This window comes from Corallococcus carmarthensis, assembly GCF_003611695.1.
Lineage (GTDB): Bacteria > Myxococcota > Myxococcia > Myxococcales > Myxococcaceae > Corallococcus > Corallococcus carmarthensis.
Window position 1 is genome coordinate 24,514 of record NZ_RAWE01000113.1, and the last position, 6,064, is coordinate 30,577.

Sequence of the window (6,064 nt, forward strand, 5' to 3'; positions counted from 1 at the left end):
GCGGGCTGGCGTCCGGATCGCCTACCAGCAGAGCAGGTCGCCGAGCCTGCCGATGTCGAGCTCCGAGAGCCCCTTCGGATTCCTCAGCACGCTGATGACCTGGGCGTCCAGTTGCTCATTGTGCAGCCGGAGGTCATTGGCGGCAGCGTAGGCGTCATGCTTGCGCTGCACCAAATCCGCGATGCTGGAGTCAACCTCGGTCGGCTTGACCTTGGCGCGAGCAATCTTGGCTTCGTACAACTTGGTCAAGATAGTTACGAGATCTGAGTCAGCCATAATCTACCTCCCACTGGTTTCTGTCCCGGGCTGAGTTTGACCCTTCACTCGGAGTGAGTCAAGACAAGCGCGCCTATTCCGAACACCTGTCCTGGGATAGGTGCCCTGGAGCACAGGCGGCCATGTCGCCGTACCCCGACTCCAGCCCTGGTCTGCATAAGCTTTCCGTAGAGATGGAACTCATGTACTCTCAGTACGTGATGCCAAGCGAGCATCTCCTGGATGTCGCACGGGCGATGGCCGAGGCGGCCGTCGCCTATCTTGCCGCGCTGACGCCACATCAGCGGGAGCTGTCCCTGTTTCCGTTCGAGGAAACACATCGGACCCTCTGGGAGTTCGAGCCGCTTGGCGCGGGCAATCCCCGCTATGGGGTTCCCTGGCCGGACCTGACGAGCCACCAACAGCAGTTGCTGCGGGAGCTGTTGCGCACGGGCCTGGGCGACCAGGGACTGGTGAAGGCAGAGACCATCCGGGAGGTCGAGACCATCCAGCATCCCGATCAAGGAACCCGCTCCTATTCCGTTTGGTTCTATGGTGCCCCATCGCTCGAACGGCCCTGGACGTGGCGGTTCGAGGGGCACCACCTGTCGGCGACCTTCACCATCTGCGGCGGTGAGATTTCCAACACCCCGCTGTTCGTCGGAGTGAGCCCGACCTGCGTGCACGACAACACAGACAATCCCGACGTGCCTGTGGGGACGCGGGCCATGCCGGTCGAGGAGGACACGTCGCGGGCGCTCTGGGAGTCGCTCGATGAGGCGCAGCGGGAACTCTGCAGCATTCCCCTGCCCGACATGATGATGCGGACGCCGCACGTCGACCGTGTCGAGCGTCTGCCGCCGCAGGGAATCCGGGTGGATGCCCTGAGGCCGGAGCAGCGCGAGTGGGTGCACCGTCTCATGCGGACCTTCATGGGCAACGTGGCCCCGCCGCTGGCGACCCGCCGCTACGAGGAGTGGGTTTCCGCGGGCCAGGATGAGCTCTGGCTCAGCGCGGCCCGCGCGAACATCCGCTCCGAGCCCTGGGGCCACGCGCGCCCCGATGGCTATTACTATCGCCTCCAAGGCCCCACGTTCCTCATCGAGTTTGACGATGTTCAGTGGGGTTGGCAGGATACGGGGCACATCCATTCCATGTGGCGTGACTACGAGGATGACTTTGGGTTCCGGCTCCTCCGCTCGTACAACACCAGGATGCGCTGAGTCGTCCAACCTGTAACGCCCAGCAGCGCCGCAGGCCGCGCATGACGACAGAGCTTCCGTTGCGTCCCTTTGGCAGGACCGGACTCTCGATACCTGTCGTGTCGCTGGGTACTTCGCGCCTGGGCCATCCGGAGCTCAGCCTTTCCACGGCGCAGGGGGTGTTGGAGAGCGCCCTGGAGGGCGGAATCACATACATCGACGCCGCACCGCACTATGGGAACGCAGAGGCGAAGCTCAAACCCTTCCTCCGGAGTCACCGTGACAAGGTGCTCATCGCCTCGAAGGTTCTCGCGGACCGTCCCGGGCGCCGCGAGGTGATTGCGCAGCTTGAGCAGAGCCTGGAGCGGACAGGTGCCGGGTACCTCGACGTCGTCCACGTCCACAGCGCGGGAGACCTCGACTTCGAGCAGGTGTTCGGCCGGGATGGGATGCTCGCCGGGCTCGAGGAGGCGCGGGCCCGGGGGCTGCTGAGGTACATCGGGATGAGCGCGCATCACCGCGTCGCGCACGTGGCCCGGATCGTGGCCACGGAGGCGTTCGACGTCGTGATGCTGCCACTCAACATCATCGACCGGCATGGCTACGACTTCGAGGAGCATGTGCTCCCGATCGCGGGCCGCTCCGGAGCCGCCGTCCTCGCGATGAAGGTCCTTGGGGGAGCCATCCCGCATGCAGGGCCTGAATCGACGGGGCAGCTTGCCTCCCGGAGCGAGTCCGCCCTGCGCTATGCGCTGGGCCTGCCGGGGATCGCATCGGCCGTCATCGGCTGCTGCAACGAGGAACAGGTCCGCGCCGCGCTTGAAGTCGCCCGGGCGTACCAGCCACTGCCAGCCCCCGAGTTGGAAGAGATCCTGGCCACGGGGCGCAAGCTGGCCGAGACACTGGGGCAGCGATGGGGTCCCCGTGAGTGAAACCCCCAGACAGGTCTGGAGCTGAAGACATGGAGCGAAGAGCATTGGGAGCCTCGGGACTCCACGTGAGTGCCCTCACTTTCGGAGGAATGAGCCTCGGCAATTCCCACATCTTCAATGGCATTTCGATGCCGGATGACGAGGCGCAGCGGGTGTTCGACGCGGCGCTCGATGCGGGCATCGACACCGTCGACACGGCCAACATCTATTCCGAGGGCCGGAGCGAGGAGCTGCTCGGACGCTGGGTGGCCGGGAAGCGGCATCGCGTCATCCTCTGCACGAAGTGCCGATTCCGGACGAACGACTTCATGGAGGGGCGCCCGACCCACGGCGAGGTGGGGCTGTCACGCCATTCCATCATCCAGGCCTGCGAGGCGTCCCTGCGGCGGCTCTCCACGGACTACATCGACCTGCTCCAGCTCCACATGCAGGACCAGGCGGTGCCCATCGAGGAGACGCTCCGGGCCGTCGAAGACCTGGTTCGCGCGGGGAAGGTCCGCTACGTCGGCTGCTCCAATTTCACGGCGTATCGCCTCGTCCAGGCCCTGTGGGCGGCCGACCGCCGCAACCTGACCTCCCTCACCTCGATACAGCTGCCATGGTCTCTCCTGCAGCGGGACGTGGAGCGGGAGCTCGTTCCCGCGGCGCGCACGTTCGGGCTTGGCGTGCTCGTCTACAGCCCCCTGGCTCGCGGCTTCCTGTCAGGGAAGTATCGCCGCGGGGAGGAGCCACCCGAAGGGTCGCGGCTGTCGCAGTGGCGAAGCGCCTTCAGGGAGTATGACGAGGAGCGCTCGTGGGAGGTGCTCAACGCGGTGACGGCCGCCGCGAAGCGGCACGAAACGACTCCGGCCGCGGTCGCCCTCGCATGGCTGCTGGCCAGGGCGGAGACCAGCAGCGTCATCATCGGAGTGCGCAGCCTGGCCCAGCTTCGCGAGAACCTGGCGGCCACCTCCGTCCGGCTTTCCGCGGACGAGCTCGCCATCCTCGATCAATACTCCGAGCCGGAATGGGGGTATCCGTACACACTCATCCGCAAGTACGAGCCCTGGTGAGCCAGGAGCCGGCTGGAGGTGGGGCCTCCCGGGCCTCCAGCCCCCGTCCGATGGCGGGCAAGGCCACGAAGGCCGCTGGAATCTGCCTTCCCCGGGTGGTATCCGCGTCCTCATGAGCCTGCCTGTCTATGCCCGTTATCGGGCTGCGTTCGCCGGGGCTATTGCTGAAGCCCTGGGGATGCCTGCCTCGGACGTCGAGCCCCAGGTCAAACCCGCCGAGCCGGCGCATGGCGACCTGAGCTTCGCCACCTTCGCGCTCGCCAAGGCCCAGAAGAAGGCCCCCCCCGCCATCGCGGCTGCGCTGGCCCAGCAGGTGAAGGTGCCGGGGCTCGAGGTGAAGGCGGTGGGGCCCTACCTCAACGCGCGCTTCACGCTCCTGCCTTTCACCGCCGAGACCATCGACACGGTGCGTACGGAGGGCCTCTCCTTCGGCGGGGGCGACGAGGGCAGGGGCAAGACGGTGGTCATCGACTACTCGTCGCCCAACATCGCCAAGCCCATCGCCTTCCACCACATCCGCTCGACGGTCATCGGCCACTGCATCGCCAACCTCTACCGGGCGCTGGGATGGCGGGTGGAGGGCATCAACTACCTGGGCGACTGGGGCAAGCAGTTTGGCCTCGTGGCGGTGGGCTTCCACGAGTACGGGGACCCGGCGCGCAAGGATGACATGGCCCACCTCGTCGAGGTGTATGTGAAGGCCAACGCTCGCGCCGAGCAGGAGCCTGAGTTCGACGCGCGGGCACGCGAGTTCTTCCGGAGCATGGAAGCCGGTGACGTAGCCGCGCTTGAGCTCTGGAAGCAGTTCCGCGAGACGTCCCTGCGAAACTTCGAGCGGGTCTATGCCCGACTCGGCATCCACTTCGAGCACATCGAGGGCGAGAGCTTCTACCAGGGGCGGATGGAGCCGGTGGTGGAGGAGGTTGGCCAGCGGGTGGGCGTGAAGGAGTCCCAGGGGGCGCTCATCGTGGACCTCCCCTATGCGGAGAACGAGCCCCCCATCCTCCTGAAGAAGGCGGACGGTAGCACGCTGTACGTCACCCGGGATCTGGCCGCGGCCGTCGACCGGCACGAGCGCTTCCAGTTCGAAAAGTCGCTGTATGTGGTTGCAACAGACCAGGCGCTTCACTTCAAGCAGTTCTTCCGCGTGCTGAATGCGCTTGGCTGGCCATTCGCGAGCAAGTTGACCCATGTGAACTTCGGGCGCGTGCACGGGATGAGCACGCGCAAGGGGACGCTCGTGCTGCTCGACGACGCGCTGGATCAGGCGCGGGAGCTGGCCCTGGAGAAGGTGCGGCAGAACATCCAGGAGGGGCGCATCCAGACCCGCGACGCGGAGGCGCTGGCCGAGCAGATTGGCCTTGGCGCCATCATCTTCGGAGACCTCAAGCACAACCGGACCAGCGACTACACCTTTGACTGGGAGGAGGCGCTCAGCTTCGAAGGCCACACCGGCCCCTACCTCCAGTATGCACATGCGCGGACGTGCTCGGTGCTGCAGAAGAGCGGTGGCGCTCCAAAGGCATATGACGCCAGCCTCCTCACCCTCCCGGAAGAGCAGGCCCTGCTGCGGGAGCTGGTGCGCCTGCCCATGGCCGTACGCGACGCGGCCGAGCAGTACGAGCCGAGTCTCGTGGCACGGTTGCTCCTCGATGTGGCGGCTGCCTTCAGCCGGTACTTCACGGCTGGGAACCAGGACCGGGACAAGCGCGTCCTCGTGGAGGACGAAGCCTTGAGAGCCGCGCGGCTTGTGCTCACGGATGCCACGCGCATCACACTCGCCGCGGGTCTGACATTGCTGGGGATTCCAACCCCCGAGAGCATGTAGCGACAAGCACGAGGAGCCCACCGCGCCCCTCGTGCGTGTTCAGCGGCTCAGCGGAAGGGGCCAGACACCTCGAAGGTGATGCCCTCACCGCTGGAGCCCCGCTGCGCGCTGAAGTACAGCCGCCGTCCATCCGGGCTGAAGGCCGGGCCCGTGATTCTGGAGAAGGCGCGGCCCTCCAGCTTCATGACCGGGGCCACCACCCGGCTGGGGCCCGGGGTGATGATGTCGAGCTCCATGTTGCCGCCGCCATCCGCCACGTACAGGTCCCCCGAGCGCGACACCGTGACGCTGTCGATGCTGGTGAGCGACGAGCCGGCGTAGAGCCTGTCGTCGTAGACGACCTCCAGCGCGCCTGTGGCCGGCATATGGGCCCACACGCGGTTGTCACCCTTGGTGGTGAAGTAGACGACGCCGTTGTCGTACCAGCAGCTCGCGCCGCCATTGAACACCGTGGTGTTCGCCGCGATGGTGCGTTGCTCCGAGGCGGGGCTGGAGGCCGAGCAGCTCACCCACGTCAGCGAGCCGGTACCGTCCAACGGGTCTCCCGTCACCTTCGCCACCTGCAGCTGGCCAGCCGCCAGCGAAGGGTACCAGGGTGGAGTGAACCGATAGAAACGTCCGTCGGGGGAGTCCTCGGTGAGATACAGCCGCTTGCCCACCGGATCCACCGCCACTGCCCCGTGGTTGAAGGTGCCCAGCTTGCCGCGCACGATTCCCTGGCCCGCCCGCGCCGGGTTGCTCTCCCACACCCGGCCGCCGTCCACCTCCTCGCACGACAGCCACGTCCCCCACGGC

6 protein-coding genes are annotated in these 6,064 nt (G+C 66.5%); 4 read left to right on the forward strand and 2 right to left on the reverse strand.

Annotated features, from left to right (window positions below; translation table 11 throughout):
- Positions 1 to 21 precede the first annotated feature (21 nt).
- A complete protein-coding gene (locus D7X32_RS26455) occupies positions 22 to 249 on the reverse strand; it encodes a hypothetical protein (RefSeq protein WP_147450269.1) in 228 nt (75 codons plus the stop codon).
- Between the two features lie 209 nt (positions 250 to 458).
- Between D7X32_RS26455 and D7X32_RS26460 the strand changes: the two genes are divergently transcribed.
- The 4 genes from D7X32_RS26460 to argS all read left to right on the forward strand — a co-directional run bounded on the left by D7X32_RS26460 (position 459) and on the right by argS (position 5,269).
- A complete protein-coding gene (locus D7X32_RS26460; RefSeq protein ID WP_171447553.1) occupies positions 459 to 1,478 on the forward strand; it encodes a DUF3500 domain-containing protein in 1,020 nt (339 codons plus the stop codon).
- Between the two features lie 98 nt (positions 1,479 to 1,576).
- On the forward strand, positions 1,577 to 2,389 hold the full coding sequence (locus D7X32_RS26465; RefSeq protein WP_158625768.1) for an aldo/keto reductase: 813 nt from the start codon (positions 1,577 to 1,579) through the stop codon (positions 2,387 to 2,389).
- A gap of 29 nt (positions 2,390 to 2,418) precedes the next feature.
- Positions 2,419 to 3,441: an aldo/keto reductase gene (locus tag D7X32_RS26470; RefSeq protein WP_120605351.1), complete on the forward strand. Its 1,023-nt coding sequence runs from the start codon at positions 2,419 to 2,421 to the stop codon at positions 3,439 to 3,441.
- Between the two features lie 112 nt (positions 3,442 to 3,553).
- The gene (gene argS, locus D7X32_RS26475; protein WP_120605352.1) at positions 3,554 to 5,269 is read left to right on the forward strand and encodes an arginine--tRNA ligase; all 1,716 of its coding nucleotides are present in this window, start codon (positions 3,554 to 3,556) and stop codon (positions 5,267 to 5,269) included.
- Positions 5,270 to 5,316: 47 nt separating this feature from the next.
- On the opposite strand, the gene D7X32_RS26480 is transcribed toward argS, so the two are convergent.
- Positions 5,317 to 6,064, reverse strand: a 748-nt coding sequence (locus D7X32_RS26480; protein WP_120605354.1) for an alkaline phosphatase PhoX, incomplete at its 5' end; no start/stop codon positions are given.